This is a genomic window from Mucilaginibacter rubeus, assembly GCF_003286415.2.
GTDB classification, from domain to species: domain Bacteria; phylum Bacteroidota; class Bacteroidia; order Sphingobacteriales; family Sphingobacteriaceae; genus Mucilaginibacter; species Mucilaginibacter rubeus_A.
On the sequence record NZ_CP043450.1, the window covers coordinates 3889314 to 3913317 of the forward strand.

Below are 24004 nucleotides of genomic sequence, written 5' to 3' on the forward strand. Positions count from 1 at the left end.
CTTAGTTTAAAACCGGTTCATTATTGTTTCTGCCACCATACCTGTGTACTGATCTCATCGGCGCCTTGCGCGGCTACTGCGGCTTTGTAACTATCAGGATTTGCTGATTGTACGTAAACCGGGTATTGCAGCCTTGCAGGCATAATACCATTGTTCCTTAAACCGGCACCTTTTGGCAATACCGGGTGACCGGTACGGCGATACTCAAACCACTGCTCAAAATCGGTATAGAACATGGAGTAATATTTTTGAACATGGATCATCTCCATTTTCTCATCAAGCGGACCCGCATTATCCCAAACTATATCGGCAGCAGCTAAATAAGCATCTATTGATGTGGCATCCGTCGGGATCCAGAATGTGATGCCCGCCTTAATGCCATTTTTATAGTACGTAGCAGCGTCACCCGCTATCCATCCCTTAGCGGCGGCTTCCGCAAGAATAAACTGCAGCTCCGAATAGTTCATGATATTACCCATCAATGGGTCATTCATTAATGTGGTAGTTGATGTGGTTGACTGGAAGTATGATTTGATACCAATATTTTGACCCGGAGCATAACCGCTTGGTATACCCTGGATACCGCCCTGGTAGCTTGATATCGACCAGCGATTGGTTGTTAACCGCGGATCGGCCCATTTGGCCAGGTTGTTAACAAAAAACTCGCAAACACCAGGTTGTCTCCAGTCCTGCTCGCGCACACCACCTATAAATGGCGATGTTAACGCGCCTGAGCCCGTCCACCTTAAAACTGCTGAATCATCGTTACTACCCATGATAGGGTAAGCATCCGGATTGGTATCAACAATTTGTTTGATCTTGGCTATCACATCGGCAGAAACATCGGCCTTGCCAGATACCCTTAACAATAACCTTAAGTAAAGGGAGTTACCAAACTTGCGCCATTTTAAAGCATTACCGTTAAACACAGGATCACTACCGGCAACAACGTTAGCCGATGCGTTAAGCAGGGTGTCTGCCGCTTCCAGGTTTTTGAAGATATCCAGGTAGATATCCTTTTGTTTATCAAACTTAGGCGTAAAGTTTCCGTCCTTGCCTTTGTTCGAATCGAAGTAAGGCACATCGCCATAGGTATCCGTAAGCAATGAATATAACCAGGCCTGACATATCAACGAAATACCCATATAGCTTTTGCTATAGGTAACTTCCTTGCTGGCAATGGTATAAATATCTTTAAAGTTGGTTAACTGTGTATACCAGGCGTTCCAGGTAACATCGGCCCAGGTGCGTTTGATATCGTACCTGAATACCTTACCTTCCGAATCGCCCGGATCAACGGTAACCTGCATCAGCTCGTTATTAAAATTACGTGCGCGCAGCATATTGGTACCCAAAGTATTTACCAGCGCAGGCGCCAGCAATTGCTGCGGCAGGGCGTTAGGCGTACCGTTAGGGTCGGTATTAAGCTCAATAAAATCTTTTTTACATGACGACATTATGCTAACGAACAACATCATCATCGATATAAGTATATATCCGTTCCTTTTCATATTGTTAATTATTAAATGCCAATAACTATGTTAAAACCAAATGTGCGGGTTGAGGGGAACTGGGCAATCTCAAAGCCCTGTACAATGTCGCTGCCCGAAAGTGTACCAAATTCAGGGTCGAAGATTGGCCACTTAGTCCAGATGTACAGGTCACGACCGTACACACCTACAGTAGCGCGCGTTAAACCAAGGCGTTTAACCAAACGCGGACTTAGTGAATAATCAAACCTTGCTTCGCGGAATTTCAGGAAGTTGGTAGAGAACGTATTGCCTTCGGCATTATCGATACCATAGTGCGAGCGGTAATAACCGTCAATATCTGTGGCTATAACATCGTTTGGCCTGTAACTTCCGTCAGGATTTTGGATCACACCTTTACCTATGATGCCGTTGTAACGGCCCGGTAAGGTAAGCGTAGTTTTACCCTGCTCGGCCAGTTTGTAGTTTGATAGCGAGTATGATACGCCGCCAACCTGCGCATCAAACAACAGGTGCAGGTTAAATTGCTTATATCTGAAATCGTGCCCCATGCTTGCCTTCCATTTAGGAATGGTATTGCCCAAATAAACCAGGTTATCTGATAGTTTGGCAAAACCTGTAGCCGCGTCATATACGATTTGCCCATCAGGAGAGCGTAAATAACCGCGACCATACATATCGCCCATGCTACCACCTACACGCGCCACAATCTGGCCGCCACCGGTAGGGCCGTTACGCAATACTACGGCGCTATCGGCAAGCTGTTCAATGGTGTTTTTATTGGCACTGAATGTAGCGGTAATATTCCAGCTAAATACGTTGGCTTTGCGTATAGGCGTTCCATTCAATGAAATCTCGATACCTTTGTTGTTTACCTTACCCACGTTAATAACCGCCTGGCTATAACCCGACGATTGATCGACAGTACGGCTCAGGATCTGGTTTTTAGTATTACCTGTGTATAAAGCGATATCAAAACCTAAGCGATTGCTGAACATCCTCATTTCGGCACCAACCTCAAGTGTTGTTGTGCGTAGTGGTTTCAAATCAGGGTTTGACAGTGTACGTGGATTTTGCAGACCGCCGGCATAGGTGCTACCTGCAGTTACATAATTAAATGTTGTTTGATAAGGGTTTGTTGTACCGCTACCCACACCGGCAAGTGAGGCCCTTACTTTTGCATAATCAATAAATTTAGGCAGCTTAAATGCTTCAGACGGCAAAAAGCTCATACTTGCAGATGGATAAAAGAATCCAACCTGATCGGTACGATTTGCGGTAGCCAATGTACTGATCCAGTCCTGACGGGCTGTTAAATCCACATATAAATAATCTTTAAAAGATGTAGATAACAAGCCGTAAAAGCTGTTGATAGCATATTTTGATTTATATGGCAGCGTAACCAACGGACCGGCATTGTTAGCCATTGAATATACACCAGGATATACCAGCGAGTCGGCACGTACCTCATCGCGGTTATAATTATTGCGCAGCATGCTACCACCGGCAGTGGCAGTTATATTAACATCATGGGTTATTTTCTTGTTGTATTTCAACAGGAAATCGGCACCTTGTTCTTCCGAATAAATATTTTGAGTGCGGAATGAACCTTTAGGGTATTTGGTACCCGCGTCATATGGGCGCTGTTGTGCACGCTGCTCATAACCCATATCTAAAGTAGCACGTACCTGTACACTAAATTCTTTCGTAACATTGTAAAGCGCCTCAACGTTACCGGTAACCGAGTTACGGTTCGATTTGTTGATAAACTCGTACGATACAGCGTAAGGGTTTTCAGGGAACGAGCTGAAAGGATAAAATATGGTTTTACCTTCCTGGCCGTTTCTCCAATAGTTTTTTAACCAGTTTAAATCGGCATTAGGCTGCCAGAAAATAAACCAGTACATCAGCGATTGGTTACCATAGCCCGCGCCAGGTAAGTTATCGCTGTTTTTATTATTGTAATTTACTTTTGCGCTGATGGTTAACTTATCATTGATTTTTGAGTTAACCGATAAAGCGATGCTGTTACGGGTGTAACCTGTATTTGGGGTTATCCAGTGATTGGTAACGTTGGTTGCCGAGAAACGGGCCGTTGTTTTATCGCTGCCGCCATCAACGCTTACCGAGTTGGTAAAAGTTTGCCCTACATCAAAAAAATCGCGGATCTGATTTTTGTATGGTACCCATGGCGTACGTGTTGTGCCTTGCTTTTGGGTAACCGGATCAAGCTGATAAAAAAGCTGACCATCAAATTTGGGGCCGTAAGCAGAGCTTGTTGCGCTGGTGCTGGCACCATCAGGACCTGCACCGAAAGAGTAATAACGGGAACCGGCTGTGCCTTGTCCGTACTCATACTGAAGGTCCGGCCAGCGGTTTACGCTTTCAAGGCTTGCGTTTGAGTTAAAGGTAATACCTAAACCACTATGCTTTTTACCCGATTTGGTGGTGATGATAATAGCACCGTTGGCGCCACGCTGACCATAAAGTGCTGCAGCACCCGGCCCTTTCAACACAGTTACTGTTTCAATATCTTCAGGGTTGATATCATTCAGGTTACTGCCGTAATCTGCCGGCATGTTATCGCTGCTGGTACCATAGGCCGATTCGCCGGAATTGCTTGTACGCCTGCCGCTGCCCTGGTTAATTACCACACCGTCAACCACTATCAAGGCTTCGTTATCACCTGTAAGGTTGCTTTCACCACGAAGAATTATTTTGTTTGATCCCGCCGGGCCACTGTTTGAACGGATCAGGTTTAACCCGGCTACCTTGCCAGATAAAGCATCAGTCCAGTTACCCGAAAGGGCGCTGGTTAACTGATCGCCTTTAATAACCGGTGCCGAATAACCCAAACTTTTATCTTCTCTTTTTATACCAAGCGCTGTTACTACAACCTCATTAAGTTTATTATCGGCCGGGTTAAGCGTGATGCTTAAAGCAGTATTTGCATTTGAGCTAACACTTACATTCTGAATCCTTTTAGTTTCGTAAGAGATGAAGCTTGCTTCAACAGTATAAGAACCCGGCACAACATTTAATGTGTATGCACCGTCGATTCCACTAATCGTGGTCGCCCCTGCTCCGGGTATCTTTACAGTAGCACCGGGAAGTGGCTGCCCTTTTTCATCAACCACTTTCCCTTTAATGCTACCCCTATCCTGTGTTTTTGCAATGATGAGGATATTACGTTCGCCTGCTGCCCTGTAGGTGCAGGTGGTGCCTTTTAAAAGCAGGTCAAGAGTTTCGCCTAAAGAGCGGTCTGCTTTTGTTATGTTTACTTTGCGCTTATCATCAAGCAGGCTATTGTTGTAGCTGATAGAGATATCGCTTAATTTTTCAATTTGCTGAAAGGCATCCCTGAGCATAGTGCCCTCGGCACCAAAGGTGATCCTTTTGTTTGTTACTGTTTGAGCTTCAGCGTTTATGCCGCCAAAAAGCAATTGTAAAAAGAACAGCATGGTTAATAACCATAACTTTTTCATATATTTACTTTAATTTATACTTGTCTAACCGTGAGTTTAAATTGTCAAAATTCTGAAGCCTGGGGTTGTTACCAGCAACATCCAGGCTTTTACCAATAGCCGGGTAAATACTATTTCATTATACTCCCTCCTTTTTGATTATTGTTTGAAATAAATAGCTGATCGCCTTTTTGCGTATAGCCTAATCCGGATAGCGCGCTTAAAGTTTCCATGGCATCTGACAATGTCATTCCCCTTAATTTTGCCGTAAGCCTCACATTGCCAAGGTCCTGTTCTGTAAACCTGATCTTAACACCATAATGATGCTCAAGCGACGCAGCTATCTCCCTGTAAGTTGTATTGTAAAAAACAAATTCGTTATTGATCCACGAGCTTACCGCGGATGCATCGGTATTGTTAAAAGTGTAGATGCCATTTTGGGTATTGATGCTGATCGCCTCATCCTTCACGAGGTATTTAACCAGTTGAGGTTTTCCATGTACGCTGGCCATTACGCCAACTTTACCGCTTTGTACAGTTACTGCTACCTTATGCTCGGCTAAATAGGCCCTGACATTAAATGATGTGCCCAATACCACGGTAGTGATATCACCGCTTTTTACTACAAAGGGGTTGGCTTTATGAACAACATCAAAAAAAGCTTCGCCATCAAGCGTTACATCGCGCTTTTCGCCATCGAAGTTTTTGGCATATTTAAATTTACTGCCGCCGCCGAGGTAGACTATCGAACCATCGGGCAGCATAATTTTAGAATGTTTACCATCGGCATTGCTGATCTCTTCATAAATTAAAGCCGGTGACTGGTTAAAATACCTGTAACCAAGCCAGCCGGTAGCACAAATAAGCAGACAGGCGGCAGCATAAGCTATCCAGTTGAATTTAGGAGTTTGTTTTTTTGCAGATATCTGAGCTTGGGTTATATGCGCACTGATCTTAGCCCAGCTGCTTTCGGCATGTTCGGGCTGTTTAAAGTATGCTTTAGATGCTTCCAGGATCTGGATGGTTTCGCTGAACTGGGCAAGATTTTCCGGGCTTTCCTCAATCCACTCCTGTAACTGCGTTAAGCCATCATCGCTGATGGTCTTTTCAAAATATTCAACTATTAAGCGATAGCTATTATCTTCCATTAAATCTGTCTCCGAACTTAAAGACCGATTTTACGTAGCCGATACGTAGCGAAATGAGTTAAGTTTACATTAAGAAATCATTAACCCTCAGAAGTGAAATTGTGCTGCCCTTTTAACAGCTGACGAAGTTTTTTTATTGATTGGTAAAGTGTAGTTTCAACCGTGCGCACCGAAATACCGAGCACTTTGGCTATTTCGTTTTTGTCGAGGTTATCGATCCGGCTCATGAGCAGCACCTGCCTCTGACTGGCTGGCAGGGTATCAATAAGGCTTAAAATTTTATTGTACGATTCGCGGCCCGAAAGGATTTTGAAGGGGTTATCCCTGTCTTTCAATACATAATCCTGCAGATTAATATCTTCGATGGAATGTACCGGATCTTTCTTTTTTTGGATATGATTTAAAGAAAGGTTTTTAGCAGCGACAAACAGGTAACTTTTTACGTTAAGGATAGCGGTATCGCGGTTATCCCAAAGTTTGATGAAAAGGTTAGCCGTGATCTCTTCGGCAATGGTATAGTCTTTAGTATACACCGTGCACAGCTGGCATAAGGTTTTGTAATAACGATTAAAAAGTGTTTCAAGGGCAACAGGATCGCTTTGTTGCAAAAGCCCCATCAACGCTTCATCAGTAAGTGCAGGATACATGCCAAAGAGTTGTTTTGGCTCAAATGTAAGGAGGCTATGTTAGGATAATGTTAACATGCTGCAAAACAGCAGAAATGGTTGGCAAAAGATATAAAAGCGTCATTGCTGTAAAGACACGAAGCTTTTTTACTTCCTGTATATTCAGAGGCATCTACGAGAATCTCTGATGCGACATTAATATAAAAGCGTCATTGCGAGGCACGAAGCAATCCCCGATCTGCAGAGCGACTCTGTATAGTTTGGGATTTCTTCGTGCCTCGCAATGACGCCTTTTTTGCTTTTGAAGTATTTGAATGATAATTATTCCGGCAGCAACATTACAAGAGAAAAAACACCTCTTTTAAAGGGGTGCTTACCGGCGAATGGTCAGGATTGGTATCCATAATATCGGCCATGTATAACCACCACTTTTTCATGATCGGACTATCCGGTAAATGGCCAAGGGCTTGCTCATCTTCAACGTCCATCACCCCAAAAAGCAGGTGCGTATCCTCATCTAAAAAAATAGAATAGTTACTGATGCCAACATCCTTAAGCAAGCTGCTTAACTCGGGCCAGATGGCATCGTGCCGGGCCCTGTATTCAGCCGCTTTACCTTCGTGAAGTTTCATTTTGAACGCTACTCTCGCCATGGTAATGATATTATGGGTTTAATTTATCTAATATCGGTTTATCTAATCCTGATAACTGATTTACTTCGGGTTTTAACAACTCAAGTACCTCAACATTATTATAACCTTTCTTTAACCACTCAACCGGCAGGTATAAGGTTTGCTGCGGACCAATACCCCAGTACCGGCCCAAATTATGACCGTTTACCCATACCACACCCTTACCCCAATTGCTCATATCAAGATAAGTATCGCCTACTTTATCCAGCGTAAATCCGCCTTTTCTGATCACGGGCGATTGCGCATTTTGCTTCGCTGCGGAAAATTTAACCGCGCTTAGATCATGAAACGGCAATGAGTACATTTTCCAATGCTGCAATTCGGTTCCATTTAAAAGCGCTTTTTCTGTGATCCCTTTTTTATTCTGCAAAAGATACTTGCCAAAATTGATACGGCCCAGGTTTTCTACCAAAACATCAAGCGTTACTTTGCCGGCAGGTAATTTTAAGTACAGGCTATCCTGGTTAAGCCTGCGGTCGAGCGTACCTACATTTTTACCGTTTATCATAATCACCGCATAGTCCCTAAGCTCTTTAAACTTAAGTTGCCCACTCTTGTTTCCGTTTAAAACAGTCCGGTACAGCACAAAACCGTAGTCCTGGTGCAGATCTTCAAAAGTGAGGGGACTAATATTTTCTTTAGCCACAGGTAACGTATTTAATAAACTCACCGATTGCGTTAATTTAAAGGCAGGTATTACGATGGTCGGTTTAGCCGCAGGGACCTCAGGCAGTTGCGTGCCAGCAGGTAAATGCTTTTGAATTGCCTGCCTAAACCGCGTGAATTTTGGCGTGGCGTTCCCGGCCTCATCCAACGGGGCATCATAATCATAACTGCTTGTCTGCGGTTCATATGGTGAAGTATCCTTAAAATTGGCTCCATTCATAAACGCGCGGGTTGTGCCTCCGTGAAACATATACATGTTGATGGAGATACCCGCAGCCAGTACAGAATCAAGCCGGCCCGCATAGCGCTCGGCAGGAACGGTATGATGAGCAGTTCCCCACCAATCAAACCAGGCCGGATACCACTCTGCTATATAATATGGCCCTTTACCATTATGATTTTCATTAATGATCTTTTTCACTTTAGCAGGATCGTCCAGACCGTTAACGGCAGGCAGTAATCCCGGCAAATGCCCGTTTACCAAATCCGGGGCAGGATCGCAAGTGTACAGCAGCCCGTCAAAACCAGCTTCTTTAAAGAACTTTTGGTTGATAGCGAGGTATTCCTTATCGCTGCCATAAGAGCCGTACTCATTTTCGATTTGCACCATCAGAATGTTACCGCCATGATTTATCTGCAGCGGGGCCAATTGCTTGCCAACCTCTTTAATATAGCTTTGATACTCCTTAAGATATTGCGCTTCCTTGCTACGCACCTCAAGGCCTTTTTCGTTTTGCAGCCAGTAAGGATATCCCCCAAACTCCCACTCTGCACATACATACGGGCTTGGGCGAAGTATTACCCACAGGCCTTCCTGTTGGGCTATGCGCACAAATTCGGCCACATCATTATTACCGGTAAAGTCAAACTTCCCTTTTTGCGGCTCGTGCAGGTTCCAGAACACGTAAGTGCCGATGGTATTTAAGCCCATGGCCTTAGCCATTTTCATGCGTGCGCGCCAGGCCTCGCGTGGTACACGGGGATAATGCATTTCGCCCGAGATCATCTGGAATGGTTTCCCGTCCAGCAGAAAAGCCTCATCGCCAAGCGCGAATGTATGTTTAGGTGCCTGGCAAAAACCGGTTATGCCCAGGCTCAAAAAAAGTGTTAAAAATGATAAAATAGTTTTTTTCATCGCGGTTGGCTATCGGTTCAGCGCTTCCGCGCTTTTTTGTTTGTAATAGTTTTGAAGAATATAAAATGCTTTCTTTTTATTGCCTTTATCATCATATAACCCTTTACGGTTCCAGCCTTCCTGGTAAAGCGGGTTATTACGTTTTGGCGACCGGAAATCGGCCATTACCCATGGCGATAAGCCTACAAAATTTGCAGGCATCCGTTTAAACATGGCCACCTGTTCTTTAAAATACCATTCCTGGTACTCCTCGCTAAAGCGGGTCAATGAATCGGCATGAAAACCGGTTTTAGCCTCTGCTCCGGTTTCGCTGATAAACAGCGGTTTATTATACGGTGTGCTCCAGTTGGTAGTACGGCATTTATCAGGCGAGCCGCCATACCAGCCAAGGTATTCGTTAAAGGCAACAAGGTCAACAAACTCACCCAGCGGATCATCTACCACATTCACATCCTTACCCGAACTGTAGTTTACTTCAAGCGCTGCCGATACCAGGCGCGTATCATCCAGTTGCTTGGCCCTGATAATCAAGTTATGCATAAAATTGGTGCGCGTTGGGCTAACAGGCGTTTCGTTCCCTACCGACCAGATAATGATACTGGCGCGGTTATGATCGCGGGTGATCATTTCATTTAGCTGCGCCTTTGCCTTTTCAAGTACCGGGGCGTTGCCAAAGTCAATAGTCCAGTAAACCGGGATCTCCGACCAAACCATAATACCCAGCGAGTCGGCCAGGCGGGTTATTTTTTCATCGTGCGGATAATGTGCCAGCCTAACCATATTGCAGCCCAGTTCATGCGCTTGGTTTAGCAGTTGTTCGGCATCCTGCTGGCTGTAAGCTCTCCTTACTTCCTGCGGTATTTCTCCGTGGATACAGATCCCCCGCAAAAACACAGGCTTACCGTTTAACAACAGCTGCGGCCCACGAGCCTCAATAGTGCGGAAGCCGATCTTATCTTCTGTTTTATCGGAACTGGTGCTTACAATAACCTTATACAGCTTAGGTGTTTCCGGCGACCATAACTGAACCTTGGGTAATTTAAAGCTCAACTGGGTAAGTGCGCCTGTAGCAGCAAACTGTTTACTAAACTTAAGCTCGGGTATTTGAACAGTGATATTTTGAGCAGATGCCGGGATATCGTTTAATTTAACCCATCCGCTAACTTCTGGCTGTTTACCAATTGCCTGACCATTAACAGGCTTTTTAAGCTGGATCACAAAATCGCGGATATAAGTTGCCGGCACTTCAACCAGCTTTACATCGCGGGTAATGCCCCCGTAATTCCACCAATCGGTATTAAGGGTAGGCACTTCGTCGGCGTAGCGTTTATTATCAACCTTAACCACCAATAAATTATCCTTGTCCTTAAGCAATCCGGCCGGAACTTCGAAGTTAAATGGCGTAAAACCTCCTTTATGCATCCCCAGTTTTTTACCGTTCAGGTACACATCCGCACGATAATTTACAGCTCCGAAATAGATGTACTGTTTACATTCATTTGCCGGCTTAGCATAGTCAAATGATTTTTTATACCAGATGGTGCCCTCGTAATAAGTAAACTCGGGCTTTTGATGGTTCCAGTCACCGGGCACATCAATACTATACTTGTCAATATAACCGTGCTCCTTTTTCTCGGATTTATTGGCTGGGATGCCGCTATTCCAGTAAGCATCGCCGTTCTTCTCGTTAAGCTCCTTGTAACGGTAATCATAAAACCCCGTTTCGTACGGGTCAACAATATATTGCCACTTACCATTCAAATCAAGCGATTTACGACTTTGAATATTGGTGATCAGGCTGTCCTGTGCGGCTACCTTACCGGCAATGAACAGCAGGCAGCATAAGCTTATGAAATTTCGCATGTTATTTCTTAAATACATCCAGGTTCCAGTTGTCTGTCCAGTTTATTTCAATATCGTTGCCCTTAAAGTTGATCGGCAGCCACAGGTAACGGCCGTCAATAGCATCTTTAGGTGTCCATTTATCGGCTATAAATATGAAAGCATCTTTTTTACCCGCCACAGGCAGCACATGGGTGCTTTGACCACCATAAGTAATTTGACTATCCGGACCCTGGCATGGGTTTCCGTGGTAAGTCCATGGCCCCCAGATTGATTTAGCACTGAACCAGCGGGCAGCATTAGGCGCCCATCCGGTACAACCAGAACCAATCATGTAATAAATTCCGTTGCGCTTAAATAAGGCAGGCGCTTCGGTTTGGTGACCAATGTATATGCGGATAAACTTACCGTTGTGACCAGTATAATCAGGTGTTAACTCGGCAAGGTCAAGCGTAAAGTTTTCTTCGGACGAGAACACATGGTAAGCTTTGCCATCATCATCAACAAAAACGGTCATATCCCTGGCCATTTGGCCGCCCGGCAAATCGCGGCAAAAAAAGCCATCGCTTTTATTAGCCGGATTAACACAGTTCACTTTATCGGCTTCAGGAGTAAGCGCCGGGTAAAACGGCATCTGCCCAGGATTTGGGCGATAGCTTTTAATGAATTTATAAGGGCCGGTCACCTTATCGCTTATGGCAACTCCCGCACGGGCAGCGCTGTAGCCCTTACCTAACAGCTCCAGGTGGAACCACATTACATACTTCTTAGTTTTTTTATTATAAACAACTTTAGGCCGTTCCAAAATGCAGCCTTTGGCAATATCATTAGTGGTATCTGGTGAAACACTCAGGGAAATCCCTTCATCCTTCCAGTTGTACAAATCTTTTGACGAGTAGCAATGAACCCCAACCATTGCGCGGTTGCCGGCGTCGCCTGCAATCTTGTGTTCGCCAAACCAATAATAAACCCCATTATTATACAGTATGCCGCCACCATGCGCGTTAATGTGCACCCCTTTATCATCGGGCCAGATAGCTCCTGGACTAAAACTGCTCAGTTTGGTTTGTGCGCGGCCGATGATGCTTAGCAGCAAAAAAGCCGGCAATAAAAAGCGATAGTATTTCATATAAAGATGTTTATGTTATTTTCTGATATCAAGTGCATGATCGGCAGGTGCATCCTGCCCGCTCCAAATTTTCACGGCTGTCCATGGTTCATCTGCATCAGCCCAGAACGGATCGGTTTCGGGCAAGCCTAATGGCACAAAAGCGTTAGCGCAGAAATACAGGCTGCCAGTTGTGATATAAAAATCGGCCAGACCGGGCTGTTTGCCATATAAACCCATATTAAGCCAGCCATCGGCAGTAAAAGTTTGAGGCGCGCCTAATGTTTTTTTGATCATGGCTGTCAACGCGCACCTTACCTGTGCAGGTTTCAGATTTTCAGGCAATTGTTTTTTGTAGGCGATATTGGCTAAGTGATGAAAAGCGCCGCCACGGTAAACAATTGAGCGGCCAATTGCCGGGTAACTGCCATCAGCATTAATAAGGCGCTCGAGTACTTCGGCATAACGCTGGCCTACGGCTAACTCGCGCTGCAATTCACGTGTATAATTTTTCTTTTTAGCGTTAACTTCTTCCAGTATGGTGCTCAGGTTTGGATGGATCACAATGCTGTTATAGTAATCAAGATGAAAGCTCATCCCATCCGAATACATGCCATCGCCAACATACCAATGCTCGGTAAATTCGCGAATGCCAAATTCAACCCTCACCGGATCGTATCCCAAATCATACTTACAAAAAAATGCTTCTATCATCCCCGAAAACAAGATCCAGTTAGAGTAAACCGGTACAGTTTCACGGGTAGTTTTCATTACATCAACCACCTGTTTTTTGGTAGTTTCATCAAGATGCTCCCACAACCAGGGGCTCCTTACCAATGCAAAAGCTACAAATGAAGCATCCACCAATGGCTGTCCGCCCTTCCATTCCAGGTAATCCTTTGCCTGCGGGTTAACCGCATTCGCGATTGCCTTTAACGACCACTCCCTGTACTGTTCACGAAGTTTCACTTCAGCAGCATCCCCACCTTCTAACTGTAACCAGGGTGCTATTCCGCTTAATGTGCGACCAAAAGCTTCCAGATACCCCACTTTTGCCCGACTTTCTTTATTGTCGATCTTATCGGATAATCGCATAGGCATTTTTTCCTTAAGCTGATCGGCAGCAAGGTTGCTGATCACCGGGCGGGCTACCTTATCCATGTAGCTTAGCCACAATTTTCTGTCAGATATCTGAGAGGTTTTTTTATTGCTTTGAGCCGATGCACAAAACGGGATGCTTAGTAATAAGAAGTAAATTATGAGCTTTTTCATCCGGGCTATTTTTCAGTTGCGTTTTATCAATATTGAGCTTAGTAATTAATCTTTAAGGCCTCCATTCCAATACCTGCACATTAGCGGGCGGTATGCTGGCTTTCCCTTCACCATCAACCTGGGTCACCTTTTGCACAAACAGACTCAGCACTTTCTTATCTTTCCATAGTTCGGTGTCGTAAGTGGGTTCCCACTCCCCTACCGATTCAGAACCCAAATCACTAACCTGCCAGTTTCCACTTTGCAAATCGGTGTTTACAGCTACAGAAACTTTATCGCCACGTTCGGTATCCCTGAAGATAATGGCTGCAGATTGCTTCCCTCCTTTATCCCAGGCAATAATTTGCGGGCGCGATATCGGGATCCGTTTGGTGCCTGTACCGCCAAGACTGAATGCCGTTTTCCTGAAACCAAGGCTTGCCGATTGCCAGCTATCGCCGGTTTTATAAACCATATGGTACTGAGGTATCGCAGTACTGCTATCGCGCCAGTAAGTAGCAATGAAAGGGTTACCCTGATCATTGGCAAACATAGATGTTTGATTGATGAGCTCGCTGTGCTGTGGTATTCTGCAGGCATATTCTGCATTGGCCGCATTAATTGGCAATGTATATTTTTCGCCGGTAGATTTCTCCCAGGTTAAGCCGCCATCGTTTGAACGGGCGTAAGACATATCATGATTGCTTGCCACATCCGGTGTTTCGCGCCACACCCAAGAAATATGGATAGTTCCTTTTTTATCGATACACATTTGCCAGTAGGCATTGCGTTTACCTTCGCCGTCAATAAGGTTTTGCTGTAAGTTAACCCACTTTTTTGATGCTACGTTATACCTGTTCATCACAAGGTTACCATTCCCCGAACCGCCATCGCGATAAACAAACAACAGATCGCCATTAGGTAAACGGTAAAACTCGGGATAACTCACCTTGTTTTCGGCAATGCCTGTCATGTTTTGTTTTGCCGTTAAAATAAGGCTGCCGGGCTTAATGCTTTTAGCATAATTCAAAGCCTGATTATGATGCCCCCAGGCCACATGCAAATAGCCAGCGCCATCTACCATAATACTGATATCCTTATGGGCATCGGCAGCATCAGCTTTATATTGCGTTGTAACAGTTTGCCAGTTAGCCGAACTGCTTTTTCTTTTAACTAATACCAATACCTGGTCGTTGTTATAATAAGCGGCATATTGTTCGCCCTTAAAAGTAACAAGCGAGTTTTTGCGGAATACAACCGTATTAACCGAGTTATTTGCCCATGCCGGGCCGATGGTAGTAGCAGTAACCTTTTCTGTTTGAGCAGATACCATGACAGTACCTCCAAACAGGATACAGATAAAAAGCAGCGATTTAAAAAGGTATGGCTTCATAAATAGTAAAAGTAAGGGCAATAACTACTGCCCTTACTTTTTATTTGTGTTTTAATTAATAACCCGGATTTTGCTCCAGTACGGCATCTTTATTTAGCTGTATTTCCGATAGCGGAATAGGCAGCAACATATTTTTATCGGCCAAACCAGTTGTAGGATGTTGTGCATCGCCAGAGTTAAGGCGCAATGAGCGCTCAACCAATGTACCTGTACGCATCAGGGTTTGACGGCGGTTTTCCTCACCGATAAGCTCCCTTGCACGCTCATCTAACACAAAATTAAGCGTCATCTGATCTGCAGTTACTTGTGGTGCATTAGCCCTTGTCCTTAATACATTGATCGAGGTAGCGGCGTCGGCAGTTTTGCCTTGTTTAACCTGCGCTTCGGCAAGCAGCAGGTAAGTTTCGCCTAAACGCATCATCATAAAATCCTTGATCATAGCATAGCCAAATGTGTCGTTAGGATCAAAAGCGCCCCATTTAGTAGTACTTGGACAGATCTTATATAAAGTGTCCGGACCAGTAAACGGAACCATTTGGCCATATTTGGCGTTTGTTGGATCATTATAGTAGTAACGTCTTTTGATACTGTATTGCGAGTTACGCATATCGCCATTTGGATATAAGCCATACAAAACCCAGTTGCTTAACCTAAGCCTGGCAATACCACGGCCACCTAACGAATCGCAAATTGTCATGCCTGCAATGTTATAGTAAGCAGCACCCCACACCCTGCGTTGCTGGGCATTATCGGTATTACCACCAACTACCGAGCTTGGGTTTTCCTGTTCCAATACCCAGATGGCTTCGGAGTTGCCTTGTGCACGTCTCTCATTACCGTAAACAAACATATCTGAATAGTAGTCGCCGGTGCCACCTGCCCTTACACCATAGCGAGCTTTGATTAAACTGAATTTACCGCTGGTAATAACAGCCTGCGCCTGTTGCTCGGCAAGGTCATTTTTACCCATACGTAAGTATACCTCGGCCAAAAGCTGCATAGACATATACTTATTGGCACGCCCAACTGGTTTGCCTTGCGCATTTAACTTTGAAGTTCCCGCGTTCAGATCAGAAAGGTTGGTATTTGCATAGGTAAGATCGCTTACGATCAGGCTATTTACATCATCAATAGATGCACGTGTAAAATTAGTTTTTGGTGCTGTGAGCGGTGCTGTAACCAACGGAACCTTGCCAAACAAGGTTACCAGGTTGTTATAAGCATATGCCCTGAAAAACTTGGCCTCGGCATCAATAGCACTTTTGCCCTTGGCACCAAGCTTGGTGTTTGAAGGGTCTTCAACAGAAGCAATAATGATGTTAGCATTATTGATGAGTGAATAATATTTACCCCAGATGTATGACGCAGCACCATCTGTTGAGGTAAGCTGGGCATAGTTGTAATAAGGCACTTCAATACCTTGCTGGTTGGCAGTAGCGTTAGCCACATCGGTACCTACCTGCCAAACACTTGGCCAGCCCTGTGCACTTGAATATGTTAAAATGGTGCTTTCATAGTTATAAAGACCTACGGCCGCAGCCTCAAAACCCAACGAATCATTAAGGGTTAGCGGAGTATATGATGAATATGGCTTTTCGTCCAGATATGACTTTTTGCAGGATGCAAACGCGGTAATAAGCACTGATATGGAAACCAATATGATTGAATACTTTTTCATGTGTTTATGTTTTATCAGTTTATTTTAATGAAATATTAGCGCCAAAAACAAAAGTGCGCGTTACTGGATAGTTGTTAGTCCAATCAGATGCAAATGCAGACTGATTTAACCCTGAATTTGAGGTACCCCTGGTATAAGAAGTCTGTTCAGGGTCCCATCCAATCCATTTGGTAAAGGTGTGCAGGTTACGGCCGCTCACATAAAATGTAAGTCCGTTCAAATGCAGTTTATCAAGTATATTTTGCCCTACTACATAGCTCAGGGTTACATCTTTGATACGGGTATAGCTTGCATCCCTTGGATATCCGTAACCACGGGTATTGGTATAAGCCAATGATTGGAATGAATTATTGTTGTTAGTTGGTGTCCAGTAACCGATTTCGGCAGGGGTATTTCTTCTGCCCGACTCATCAGCATAGTTTAAGTCAGTATTGTTACGCATCATTCCCTGCGCTGTTTGTATAAATACGCTCAGGTTAAATTGTTTGTAATGGAATGTATTGGTAATACCACCTGTCCATTTTGGTGAAGTTTGACCTTGTATCACACGGTCGCCATCAGCGGTAATTTTGCCATCGCCATTAATGTCGGCGAATTTAAGATCACCAGGTTTAGCGCCCGGATCTTGTTTAGACGGATCTTCGCCTGTTTGCCAAACACCGGTCATTTTGTAATCATAAATTACGCCGATGGGTTTGCCAATGAACCAGCGGTTACCCAGATCGTCCTTGCCATCGCCGTAAAGACTAACAATTTTATTACGGTTAAGCGCGTAAACGATATTTGATTCCCAGCGGAAGTTTTTACCATCAATATTGCGGGTATTCAAGTTGATCTCCAAACCTTTGTTGGCTACTTTACCAATGTTATCCCAAACGTTTGAATAACCCGTTACAAGCGGGAGGCTCCTTTTTAACAACAAGCCCGACGTACGCGTATTATAAGCATCAACCGAACCATTGATACGGCTGCCTAACAAAGAAAAATCAACACCAACGTTGGCGCCGGTGGTAGTTTCCCAATGCAGGTTAGCATTACCTAAGTTACTGGCTTGTACGCCTATGGTGCTAACACCATTAAATGGTGAACGTACTGTTCCGTCGGTTGTAATGGTTTGATAAACGCTGATAGCTTCGTTACCGGTTTTACCGTAAGAGCCGCGAAGTTTTAAGCTGTTAACGATCCTTGAGTTTTTCAGGAAGCTTTCCTGATCGATATTCCAGCCTAATGCAGCCGAAGGGAATACGCCGTACTTGGTGGTATTTGCACCAAACACCGATGAACCGTCGCGGCGGGCGGTAACAGTAACAAGGTATTTACCTGCATATGAGTAATTAACACGGCCCATTTGCGAGTTTAACGCGTACCTGTCTGAGTATGACGATGCGGTTTGTGTGGCACCAGCACCCAGGTTATTGAATGAAAGCTCATCGTTAACAAAACCTGTAGCAGCAGCAGTTGACGTAAAATACCTGCGGCGTTGCGCACTGTACAAGCCGGTGAAATCTAAGTGGTGCTTGCCAAAATCACGGTTGTAGTACAACAGGTTTTCAATAGTGTAAGTGTTAGTTTCAGAGCTTGAAGCACTGGCCGAACCCAGTGGAGTATTGGCCAAACGGCCGCTGTAGCTATCAACCCTTGTTGGCAGGTAGGTGTAGCCTGCATTTAAACGATATTTTAAACCTTTTAAAACACCACCAAATTTCACTTCGGCGTAGCCGTTTCCGTTAAGGTTTACGCTGCGGTTTACCTGATCGGTAGTTAGGCCCAGTAAGGGGTTAACATATAATTGCTCAGGCGCCATTGGATAAATGGTATAAGTACCATCGGCATTATATTCATTACCGTAAGGGCTCATCGCGGTAGCGTTTAAGAGGTTAGCACGGCCTCCGTCATAGTTATTGTTGGCGAAGTAAGATGACATGCCCACTGTTAAAAAGTTGGTTACATTAATGTCCAGGTTTGAACGGATGCTTACCCTGTTATATTGGTAGCCTTTTAGTACGCCTTTTTGTTTAAGATAATCGCCGGATACATAGTATTTGGTATCAGCGCTACCACCAGATACATTCAGGTTATGATCCTGCATAACACCTGTTTGGGTAACTTGCTTTATCCAGTCGATAGTTTTACCTGCGGTATAATTTGGTAGTTCGGTATAGTTTGGCACAGGGCTTGTTTGTTTTTGCCCGGTTTGTGACATATAATCAGCATATTTCTGAATATATGATGCAGGGTCACGGGGCTCAAGCATATGCGCTATATTTTCAACACCCGCATAAGCATTATAACGGATAACCGGTTTACCTGTGTTACCTCGTTTGGTGGTGATAAGGATTACACCATTTGAGCCGTTTGTACCGTAAATGGCAACAGCCGAGGCATCTTTAAGCACCTCCATTGAAGCGATATCATTAGGGTTGATATCATTTAACGAGCCACCGCTTTTGCTAAGCGGGATACCGTCAACAACCACATACGGGCCGGTACCGGCGTTAATTGAGTTTTGGCCCCTAATCCCTGCTAAAGGCTGAGCGCCTGGCACAGACGACGAAGTTGTGATATTTACACCGGCCACAGCACCCTCTAAGGCCTGCAACACGTTGGTTACCGGTAATTGCGATAACCTGGCTTTAGGTACAGATACCACCGATCCGGTAACATCCGACCTTTTTTGCGTACCGTAACCTACTACCACTACCTCGTTAAGTTGTTTGTTGCTGTCTTCAAGTACTATGCTCAGCGAAGTGGTATTTTTAGTAACTACGATGGTTTTGGCAACCATGCTCACAAAAGAGATCTTCAATGTAGATCCTTCGGCAACTTCAATTTTAAAGGCACCGTTAACATCTGTTGTGGTTGACTGGCTTGTTCCCTGAATGTTTACTGTTGCACCCGGCAGTACGTTGCCGGTAGCGTCTTTTACAACGCCTTTTACATTAATTTTTGTTTGCGCATTGGCCGGTAGGGTAATGCCCATCAGCATTATTATGGCAAGCAATACGGAAAAACTGTTTAAGAGAGTAAATCTATATTTCATAATTTAATTGGTTTATTGGGTTCATTTATCATGTGTTTTTTTAATCATAATCCAGACTTATCCCGGGCGGTTTAATACCACAGCAGGAGCCATCCCATTGTGCGTTTTTAAAATTTTCATAGCATTGGTTATTGTTTATAATTTGCAGGCAATAAAATATCAGTGCTGATTATTGCCTGTTGGTTAAGACGAAATAAGCGGAATTTGGGATTGCGAGAGAGGGGTAAAACTATAAATTGACGGGGTCAAAATATATAAAAATGCCCTTTTTTGAGAGAATTTGTAGAAAACACGATAAAATAAGTGTTAAAATAACCTTTATTTTATTTCAGGTGATTTTGATGGCAATAAGCATACAGCTTAAATAAAGAAGCGATTATTTAGATGAGCTTTTTTCAAACTCGTTCATCCGGTAGGAGATTTGAAAACTGGCGCGGTGTTTTTTGATGAAATCGGAAGGGTTAGATCCGTATTGTTTGAAGAACTGCTCGCGGAAGTATTTTACATCGCTAAAGCCCACCTGGAACGCGGCCTCATTAACGTTGCAATTGGTTTGGATGAGCAATTCAGCTGCTTTACGCAGGCGCACAAAGCGGACAAAATTATTTACAGATTGGCCGGTGATGCTTTTCAGGCGTTTAAATAAGGTTGGATAGCTGATGCCTATCTCTTTGGCCAGCACATACACGTCAAATTTATCATCGGTAAAATAATGTTCTATTACCGAAATACAGTTATTCAGGAAGTCCTTGTTTTCCTGTGAGATGCTACGGCCGGTGCTTTTTTTGGTAACCTCTTTGTAGAAATAATTTTGGAGTTCAATCTTATTGCGCAATACGCTTTTTACCCTTGCGATAAGTAACTCCTTGTCAAAAGGCTTACGCAGAAAGTCAATAGCACCTTCTTCCATGCTTTTCAGCATGATATCGGGCGTTGTATCGCCGGTTAGCAGGATAACAGGAATATGACTTATAGCCTGATCCTCCTTTATGATCCGGCAAAGATCAAGGCCGCTCAAGCCATCCATCACAATATCGCTTACAACCACATCGGGCATGTGTTTCTTGATCAGTTCGAGGCCGATGCTGCCATTTTGAGCTTCAATTACATTATACCCCGGCGTGAAGATCTTTTTGATGTATGCACGGATCTGGTCATTATCGTCAATCACGATAAGCGTATGCCTGGCCGAACTGAACAGCTCTAAGACGCTTAGCTCCTCCTCTTCTTCTATAATCTCCTTATTATCTCCGTCGATAAGCTCGTTTACGTAAGTATAATCAGGCACAACATCATCCACAATGATATCGTCTGTAAAATGAACTTTACCTTTTGGCAGTTCAAGTACAAAGGTAGTGCCGCCATCAGGGTTATTGGAGTAACTGATATTGCCTTTATGGCTCTCAATAAAAACCTTAACCAGGTATAAGCCTATACCAAACCCTTTCCGGAAGTAGTTTTTGTCCTTGGCCTGATAAAACTTATCAAATAACCTGTCACCTACTTCGGCGTTTATACCTATGCCATTATCAATTATCTTGAAGTATACTTTGTTATCATCCTGCTCAATGATGATACGAATGGCGCCATTGTCGGGAGTAAACTTTATAGCGTTTGAAATGAGATTAAACAGGGCTATCTCTATTTTCTCCAGGTCGCCGTATACTTCTATACTTTCCCCGGCTCCTTCAATGCAATAGCTTATATGCTTGATTTTAGCTTGTTGAATAAAGCAGGAATAAACTTCATTGCAAAGGCTCGCAAAATTCAGCTTACTCACTTTCAGTGATGCATTTTCGCTTTCTGTTTTTCTGAACAGCAATAAATGATCAACCAAACCAAGCAGGCGGCGTGCGTTACGGTAAATAGTGCTTAACTCCTCCGTATTGCCTTTACTTTGATTCAGCAGGTCTTTTATCGGGTTAATGATGAGCGTTAGCGGCGTCCGGAACTCATGCGATACATTGGTGAAGAAGGTCAGTTTCTTTTCATTAAGCTCTTTTTCCTTTTCAACCTGCAGGTTTGCCAGTTTCACTTTAAACCTGAGCCTTGCCTGGTTTACCCTGTAGTTATAAAAAATATAGCCTATAGCAAACGCGACGGTTCCATAAATGATATAAGCCCACCACGTACGGTACCATGGCGGTAATACGATGATTTTTATGGCGATAGGTGGTGCAGCCCAGCGTCCCTCTGTATTGGTGGCCTTAATCCGGAGGGTGTACGTACCTTCATTAAGTCGTGAAAAATACGCCGACTTTAATTTACCTACATAGTTCCACCCATGATCCCAGCCTTCCAGGTAATAGGCATATGATATTTTATCAGGAAATGAGTATTCAAGCGCCGTATAGCTGATATTCAAGGTAGCCTCACTAAAGGGGATGGTTATTTTTTTAAGCTCATTTAGTGGCTGCTTTTGTGCGTACGCACAATCCTGCTCAATGGATACATTGTTTATTTTAAAATCTGACAGCATCAGGCGCGGCTGGTGCGCGTAGGGAGCAATGCTATCCGGCGAAAAAAGGTTAAACCCTTTTATACCGCCAAAAAGCATTTTACCTGATGACAATTTAAGGGCCGCATTGTAATTGAACTGGTTGCTTTGCAAGCCGTCAGAAGCATTGTAATTGGTGATCTTTTTAGTAGTGACATTAAAATTGGAAAGCCCGTTGTAGGTACTGCACCATAAGTTGCCGCTGTTATCTACCAGTATATTCAGTACCGTATTGCTCGGTAGGCCTGCCGATTCTGTGTATCGTTTATACTGATGGGCATTAGTATCATACTGAAGTAACCCGCCGCCTTCGGTACCTACCCAAAAGTTATACTTAGTATCTTCGGTAATGGCCCTTATAGCCTGACCTATAAAATAAACCTGGTGCTTTTTATGCTCAACATCAATTTTAATAAGACTGGTATAATTTCCGGCCCATAAGTTACCGGCATGATCTTCAAAAAGCGCGTGAATATTTACCAAACTGTTATCAAAAAGTTCAAACTGATCTTTAGCCCGGTTATACAAAAACAAAGCCCCACCCCAGGTACTGCCTGCCCAGAGACGGTGCTGCGAGTCCTGGTACAATTTCCAGAAATTCCGCTCTTCCTTTTTTTCTATTGGGTTGTAGCAACTGTAATGCTTAAACCGCTTTGTAGCATTATCAAAAGCATCAATACCACCGTTAAAGGTTGCTACCCATATTTTGTTGGTATAATCATTTAATATACTAACCACAAAATTACTGCTGATGCTTCCGCTACCGTTTTGATGCTCGTAGGCCGTAAACGTGTTCGTTTTAGTATCCCAATAATTTAAGCCACCACCATCGGTACCAACCCATACATTATGCTGTTTATCTTCACAAAAGGATAAAATGAAGTTATTGATGACGCTGTTTTTATTAAACACATCATGCGCAAACAAATGGAATGATGTTGGTTTGCGGTCGATAATGTTTACCCCGCCCCGCAACGTGGCTATCCAGATGCGGGATTCATCATCTTCATAAACAGCATCTACAGCACCGCTGCGCAAGCTATTGGGCGTTTCACCCGCCGTAATATAGGTGATCTGATTTTTGGCCGGATCCCATACTTTGATGCCACCGCCGTTTGTGGTAACCCAGATATCGCCATTTTTTGTTGTGGCGAGGCTGAAGATATTGTTATTAGTTAATTTATTAAGTCCTATATCAAGTTTGGTAGTTTTCAGCGTTGCAGGATCGAACATATACAGCTCATTACCCCAGCCTGCTATTACTTTACCTTTTCCGTCAATGGTCATGCAACCCGAGTTAGCAAGTTCAGGCGCTACTATTTTTATTCTTTCAGTTGCTACGTCATATTTACCCAGCCCTGCACCACTCACCAGCACCCAAATGGTGCCCTGTTTATCCATCCGGGCAGCGAGCGTATTAAACCGCTGTTTATTAACATCGTACAGGATCTCTTTTCCGATGGTGTCAGTTTTCCCAAATTTCAGAAAGCCGTAAGTACCATTAGTTACAAAGATATTCCCCTGTCTGTCTGCTACTATTTCATTGATGTTAAACCCAATTTTTACCGGTTCATGCTTTTCATTGTAACAATACATGGGATGAAAGCGCGAATCGGCATAATCAAAATACATCAGGCCTTTTTCTGTGCCCACGTATATTCGTGCACCGCAGGCATTAATGGATTTAATGTGATTGTTAACCAGCGAATTTTTATCGTCCCAGATATTCCTGAAAACTTTAAATGAGTAGCCATCATAGCGGTTAAGGCCATCATAGGTGCCCATCCACATAAAACCATATTGATCCTGCGTTATACAAGTTACCGCGTTATTCGAAAGACCATCTTCAATACCTAAATATCTAACCGGAAAACCAGGACCTTTTGCTAAGGCTACCAAAGAAGAGCATAAAAAACAAATAAGCAAAAAGGCCTTTAATCGCTGAAACATTCGCCGCAAAATCAATAACTGGTT

At 43.9% G+C, this 24004-nt stretch carries 13 protein-coding genes; all 13 read right to left on the reverse strand.

Going from position 1 to position 24004, the window contains the following annotated elements; all coding sequences use genetic code 11:
* Positions 1–20: 20 nt before the first annotated feature.
* The gene (locus DEO27_RS15305) at positions 21–1511 is read right to left on the reverse strand and encodes a SusD/RagB family nutrient-binding outer membrane lipoprotein (RefSeq protein WP_112573873.1); all 1491 of its coding nucleotides are present in this window, start codon (positions 1509–1511) and stop codon (positions 21–23) included.
* Between the two features lie 11 nt (positions 1512–1522).
* On the reverse strand, positions 1523–4975 hold the full coding sequence (locus tag DEO27_RS15310) for a SusC/RagA family TonB-linked outer membrane protein (protein WP_112573874.1): 3453 nt from the start codon (positions 4973–4975) through the stop codon (positions 1523–1525).
* A 110-nt stretch (positions 4976–5085) separates the two neighbouring features.
* Positions 5086–6102 carry a FecR family protein gene (locus DEO27_RS15315; protein ID WP_112573875.1) on the reverse strand — a complete coding sequence of 339 codons (1017 nt, stop codon included), beginning with the start codon at positions 6100–6102 and terminating at the stop codon, positions 5086–5088.
* 80 nt (positions 6103–6182) lie between these two features.
* Entirely contained in the window at positions 6183–6749 is a 567-nt protein-coding gene (locus DEO27_RS15320; protein ID WP_112573876.1) for an RNA polymerase sigma factor, read from the reverse strand.
* A 317-nt stretch (positions 6750–7066) separates the two neighbouring features.
* Positions 7067–7381 carry an L-rhamnose mutarotase gene (gene rhaM, locus DEO27_RS15325; protein WP_112573877.1) on the reverse strand — a complete coding sequence of 105 codons (315 nt, stop codon included), beginning with the start codon at positions 7379–7381 and terminating at the stop codon, positions 7067–7069.
* Positions 7382–7391: 10 nt separating this feature from the next.
* Complete coding sequence (locus DEO27_RS15330; RefSeq protein WP_112573878.1) at positions 7392–9221, reverse strand: glycoside hydrolase family 35 protein; 1830 nt, start codon at positions 9219–9221, stop codon at positions 7392–7394.
* Between the two features lie 9 nt (positions 9222–9230).
* Positions 9231–11084 (reverse strand): glycoside hydrolase family 2 protein, encoded by a 1854-nt coding sequence (locus DEO27_RS15335; RefSeq protein WP_223817953.1) that lies wholly within the window; start codon positions 11082–11084, stop codon positions 9231–9233.
* A 1-nt stretch (position 11085) separates the two neighbouring features.
* Positions 11086–12192: a glycoside hydrolase family 43 protein gene (locus DEO27_RS15340; RefSeq protein ID WP_112573880.1), complete on the reverse strand. Its 1107-nt coding sequence runs from the start codon at positions 12190–12192 to the stop codon at positions 11086–11088.
* A 15-nt stretch (positions 12193–12207) separates the two neighbouring features.
* A complete protein-coding gene (locus tag DEO27_RS15345) occupies positions 12208–13443 on the reverse strand; it encodes a DUF2264 domain-containing protein (protein ID WP_112573881.1) in 1236 nt (411 codons plus the stop codon).
* Between the two features lie 52 nt (positions 13444–13495).
* The gene (locus DEO27_RS15350) at positions 13496–14815 is read right to left on the reverse strand and encodes a BNR repeat-containing protein (RefSeq protein WP_112573882.1); all 1320 of its coding nucleotides are present in this window, start codon (positions 14813–14815) and stop codon (positions 13496–13498) included.
* Between the two features lie 55 nt (positions 14816–14870).
* Positions 14871–16493: a RagB/SusD family nutrient uptake outer membrane protein gene (locus DEO27_RS15355; protein WP_112573883.1), complete on the reverse strand. Its 1623-nt coding sequence runs from the start codon at positions 16491–16493 to the stop codon at positions 14871–14873.
* A gap of 19 nt (positions 16494–16512) precedes the next feature.
* Entirely contained in the window at positions 16513–19533 is a 3021-nt protein-coding gene (locus DEO27_RS15360; RefSeq protein WP_112573884.1) for a SusC/RagA family TonB-linked outer membrane protein, read from the reverse strand.
* A gap of 376 nt (positions 19534–19909) precedes the next feature.
* A complete protein-coding gene (locus tag DEO27_RS15365; protein WP_190295102.1) occupies positions 19910–23929 on the reverse strand; it encodes a hybrid sensor histidine kinase/response regulator transcription factor in 4020 nt (1339 codons plus the stop codon).
* Positions 23930–24004: the final 75 nt, after the last annotated feature.

What these genes read in the sequence shown, in the direction of transcription:
- DEO27_RS15335 (WP_223817953.1), bottom strand. Translation starts at nt 11,084, where the DNA reads ATGCGAAATTTCATAAGCTTATGCTGCCTGCTGTTCATTGCCGGTAAG.
- DEO27_RS15355 (WP_112573883.1), bottom strand. Translation starts at nt 16,493, where the DNA reads ATGAAAAAGTATTCAATCATATTGGTTTCCATATCAGTGCTTATTACC.
- DEO27_RS15330 (WP_112573878.1), bottom strand. Translation starts at nt 9,221, where the DNA reads ATGAAAAAAACTATTTTATCATTTTTAACACTTTTTTTGAGCCTGGGC.
- DEO27_RS15305 (WP_112573873.1), bottom strand. Translation starts at nt 1,511, where the DNA reads ATGAAAAGGAACGGATATATACTTATATCGATGATGATGTTGTTCGTT.
- DEO27_RS15310 (WP_112573874.1), bottom strand. Translation starts at nt 4,975, where the DNA reads ATGAAAAAGTTATGGTTATTAACCATGCTGTTCTTTTTACAATTGCTT.
- DEO27_RS15345 (WP_112573881.1), bottom strand. Translation starts at nt 13,443, where the DNA reads ATGAAAAAGCTCATAATTTACTTCTTATTACTAAGCATCCCGTTTTGT.
- DEO27_RS15315 (WP_112573875.1), bottom strand. Translation starts at nt 6,102, where the DNA reads ATGGAAGATAATAGCTATCGCTTAATAGTTGAATATTTTGAAAAGACC.
- rhaM (WP_112573877.1), bottom strand. Translation starts at nt 7,381, where the DNA reads ATGGCGAGAGTAGCGTTCAAAATGAAACTTCACGAAGGTAAAGCGGCT.
- DEO27_RS15360 (WP_112573884.1), bottom strand. Translation starts at nt 19,533, where the DNA reads ATGAAATATAGATTTACTCTCTTAAACAGTTTTTCCGTATTGCTTGCC.
- DEO27_RS15340 (WP_112573880.1), bottom strand. Translation starts at nt 12,192, where the DNA reads ATGAAATACTATCGCTTTTTATTGCCGGCTTTTTTGCTGCTAAGCATC.
- DEO27_RS15320 (WP_112573876.1), bottom strand. Translation starts at nt 6,749, where the DNA reads ATGTATCCTGCACTTACTGATGAAGCGTTGATGGGGCTTTTGCAACAA.
- DEO27_RS15350 (WP_112573882.1), bottom strand. Translation starts at nt 14,815, where the DNA reads ATGAAGCCATACCTTTTTAAATCGCTGCTTTTTATCTGTATCCTGTTT.